This window comes from Bradyrhizobium sp. P2_E8, assembly GCF_056403875.1.
The window spans coordinates 1-3,720 of sequence record NZ_JBFUES010000770.1 but is presented as its reverse complement, the minus strand read 5'-3'; the positions used below and the strand labels follow the sequence as shown (position 1 = coordinate 3,720).

Sequence of the window (3,720 nt, the reverse complement as noted above, 5' to 3'; positions counted from 1 at the left end):
GCTGCTGATCTGCTCCAACGTCTCCCCCAGCTCGCTCGGCGGCATCGACCGCGCCGCGGATGATTTTCGCGAGCTCGGCGATCGCGCGGCCAAGCGGGGCTTGCGCGTCGGCTACGAGGCGCTGGCGTGGGGACGGCACGTCAACGACTACCGCGATGCATGGGAGATCGTGCGGCGCGCCGATCATCCCGCGATCGGCGTCATCCTCGACAGTTTTCATGCACTCGCCCCGGGCTTTCCAGTCCGCGCGATGGCCTCGATCCCCGCCGACAAGATCTTTCTGGTGCAGCTTGCCGACGCGCCGAAGCTCGAACTCGACATCCTTTCCTGGAGCCGGCACTTCCGCTCGTTTCCCGGCCAGGGCGATCTGCCGGTCGGCGAATTCATGCCGGCGGTCGCGGCGACCGGCTATGCCGGGCCGCTGTCGCTGGAGATCTTCAACGACCAGTTCCGCGCCGGCTCGGCCGCGCAGACCGCCATCGACGGCCTGCGCTCGCTGATCCTGCTGGAGGACCAGCTTGCACCCGATTGGCCGAAGCTCGTCAGCGAACCGCTGGCGCCGAAGGCCAAAGGCCGCGGCACCGGCTTCATCGAGTTCGCCGTCAACGAGACCAAGGCCGGCGAACTCGCCCGCCTGTTGTCGCAGCTCGGATTCCGCCAAACCGGCAAGCATCGCAGCAAGGCGGTGGAGCGCTGGTCGCAAGGCAAGGTCGAGCTCGTCATCAATTGCGAGACCGACGGCTTCGCGCATTCGCACTACGTCACGCATGGCCCCGGCGTCTGCGCCATCGCGCTCGACGTCGACAATGCGGGCCTTGCCATGCAGCGCGCCGAGGCATTGAAGGCGCGCACCTTCTACCAGCCGGTCGGGCCGGGCGAGCTGGAGATTCCCGCGATCCACGGCGTCGGCGGCAGCCTGCTTTATTTCCTCGATCAGGCCGGCAAGAACTGGGACACCGATTTCGAACCTGTTGCGAGCGAGGCGAGCGCGGACGCGCTGCTCGCCGTCGACCACATCGCGCAGTCGATGCCCTATGACGAGATGCTGTCCTGGCTGCTGTTCTACACCGGCATCCTCGACCTCAAGCGCCTGCCGCAGATGGAGATCGCCGATCCCAGGGGCCTCGTACAGAGCCAGGCCATCATCAACGGCGACCAGAGCCTGCGCTTCGTGCTCAACGGCTCCTCCGCCAACCGCACCCTGCCCGCCCGCTTCATCTCGGAGTTCTTCGGCTCCGGCGTGCAGCACGTCGCGTTTGCGTGCCGGGACATCTTTGCAGCGGTCGCCGCGATGCGCGCCCGCGGCGCGGGCTTTCTGGATATTCCCGACAATTACTACGACGACATCGAAGCCAAATACGACCTCGCGCCCGACCTGATGGCGCAGCTGCGCGCCAACCACATCCTCTACGACCGCGAGGGCGACGGCGAGTTCTTCCAGGTCTACACCCACATCTTCGACGAGCGCTTCTTCTTCGAGATCGTCGAGCGAAGGAATTATCAGGGCTTTGGCGCGGCCAATGCCGGGATCAGGCTTGCGGCGCAATCACGCGAAGTGCGGCCCTCGAGCATGCCGCGGGTGTAGGCCTTCGCCTCTCTCCGCTTACGGCAGGGCTATCGCATGTGACTTCTTGGCGGGGGCCTGAGCGCACGCCTCGTCCTTCGAGACGACCGCTTCCAGCGGTCTCCTCAGGATGAGGCTGAGCGGCTTCTTGCCGGTCGAAATTGCTGCCGCGCACCCCGTCCTCATCCTGAGGGCCCGCCAAAGGCGGGCGTCTCGAAGGATGGGCCGGAGAGCAACGGCCGAGCGCAGCGAAGCAATCCAGAATCCCTCCGCGGAAAGACTCTGGATTGCTTCGCTGCGCTCGCAATGACGATGCGGGACTATCGAAGAATTCGGCTCGCTCCGTCCTCGCGGAGACTCCCCCTCACCACGACCCTCTCCCCGCAAGCGGGGAGAGGGAGAGGAGGCGGCGGAGATTATCACCTCACTTCATCTGGCACTTCTGATGGAAGCGATCCTGGTCGTTCTCGACGATGGTCGCGACCGTCTTCAGCGCGAGCTGACCGTCGGCATCCTTGACCACGTCCTGGAGATAGAAGCTCTGCACCGGGATGTGGTTGTTGCCGTATTTGAACGCACCGCGCAGCGACTTGAAGTTGGCCTTCTCCATCTCGGCCTTCATCGCGTCCTTCTTGCTGGTGTCGCCCTTCACCGCGACCACCGCGCTGTTGATGAGCTGGGCGGCGTCGTAGGTCTGGGCGCCGTAATAGGTCGGACGCAGGCCGGTGTACTTCTTGCGGTAGTCGGTGACGAAGCGCTTGTTCTGCTCGTTGGGCAGGTCATTCACCCACTGCTGCGCGCCGGGAACGCCAAGCGCGTTCTCCTTCTGGAGCGGCAGCGACAGCTCGTCGACGGTGAAGGCGGTGTAGAGCGGCATCGTGCTCTTCAGGCCCGCCTGGGTATATTGATTGAGGAACTGCACGCCGGCAGCACCGGGATAGAACACGAAGATCGACTCGGCGCCCGAGGCGCGGGCCTTGGAGAGCTCGGCGGAGAAGTCGAGCTGGCTCGGCCAGACCGTGTATTCCTCACCCTTGACCTCACCCTTGAAGGTGTTCTTGAGACCGGCGAGCATGTCCTTGCCGGCCGCGTAGTTCGGCCCGATCAGGAAGACGCTCTTGACGCCCTTCTGGTTCATGTAGAGGCCCATGGCCTGCGGCGTCTGGTCGTTCTGCCAGGAGGTCGAGAACACGTAGGGCGAGCAGAGCTCGCCGGCGAGCTGCGACGGGCCGGCATTGGCCGAGATCAGGAAGGTCTGCGAGTCCACCGCCGTCTTCAGCGAGGCCAGCAGCACGTTCGACCAGATGTAGCCGACGATGAAATCGACCTTGTCGGACTGCACCAGCTTCTCGGTCTTCTGCTTGCCGACGTCGGGCTTCTGCCCGTCGTCCTCGTAGATCACCTCGACCGGCTTGCCGTCCATCTTGCGCCCGAGATGATCCAGCGCCAGCTCGAACGAGTTGCGCATGTCGTTGCCGATCACGGCGGTCGGGCCGCTGAAGGTCGAGACGAAACCGATCTTGATGGTGTCGCCGGCGAATGCCGGGCTCGCCAGCACCAGCGCCGCTGCGCCCGCCAGCCAGAATGCCGTCCTCATAACCACTCCCCTCCTTATTATTGCTCCCGGAAACGGGGTGATCGCCGCCCCGGGCCTGTCTCTATTGAACGCAAAATCTGTCGCGCCGCCAATGGCTCAGCGCCCGCCGCTGCACCATATTTCGCCCCGATCGGCGATGGCAAGAAATATAATTCTACTCACTTCGGCGGAGGCTGCGGCGCTTTTTCGCGGCATGACGATACGCCCGGCCTATTCTGCCATTGATGACGGCTATTGGACCGCGGGCCACTTTCCGCACTTAATGAAGCAGAGAAGCAGCGAGAGTCGAGGGCGCATCATGACCACCACACCCCATCGCGTCGTCATCGTCGGCGCCGGCTTCGGCGGGCTGGAGGCGACCTACCGGCTCGCGGGCGCCCCGGTCGACATCACGCTGATCGACCGCCGCAACCATCATCTGTTCCAGCCGCTGCTCTACCAGGTCGCCACCGCCTCGCTTGCCACCAGCGAGATCGCCTGGCCGGTCCGCCATCTCATGCGCGACCGGCGCGAGGTGACGACACTGTTCGCGACCGTGAGCGGCGTCGATGCGACCAGG

At 64.7% G+C, this 3,720-nt stretch carries 3 protein-coding genes; 2 read left to right on the top strand and 1 reads right to left on the bottom strand.

What is annotated here, in order from left to right:
• Positions 1–1,585: bifunctional sugar phosphate isomerase/epimerase/4-hydroxyphenylpyruvate dioxygenase family protein (locus tag AC1D00_RS31445; RefSeq protein ID WP_477013339.1), on the top strand; the 1,585-nt coding region annotated here is incomplete at its 5' end.
• A 403-nt stretch (positions 1,586–1,988) separates the two neighbouring features.
• Here the strand turns inward: AC1D00_RS31445 and AC1D00_RS31440 are convergent.
• Positions 1,989–3,161, bottom strand: coding sequence for an ABC transporter substrate-binding protein (locus AC1D00_RS31440; protein WP_477013338.1), 1,173 nt, complete (start codon positions 3,159–3,161; stop codon positions 1,989–1,991).
• Between the two features lie 298 nt (positions 3,162–3,459).
• On the opposite strand from AC1D00_RS31440, the gene AC1D00_RS31435 reads away from it, so the two are divergent.
• A partial coding sequence (locus AC1D00_RS31435) for an FAD-dependent oxidoreductase (protein ID WP_477013337.1) occupies positions 3,460–3,720 on the top strand: 261 nt, incomplete at its 3' end.

What these genes read in the sequence shown, in the direction of transcription:
- AC1D00_RS31440 (WP_477013338.1), bottom strand. Translation starts at nt 3,161, where the DNA reads ATGAGGACGGCATTCTGGCTGGCGGGCGCAGCGGCGCTGGTGCTGGCG.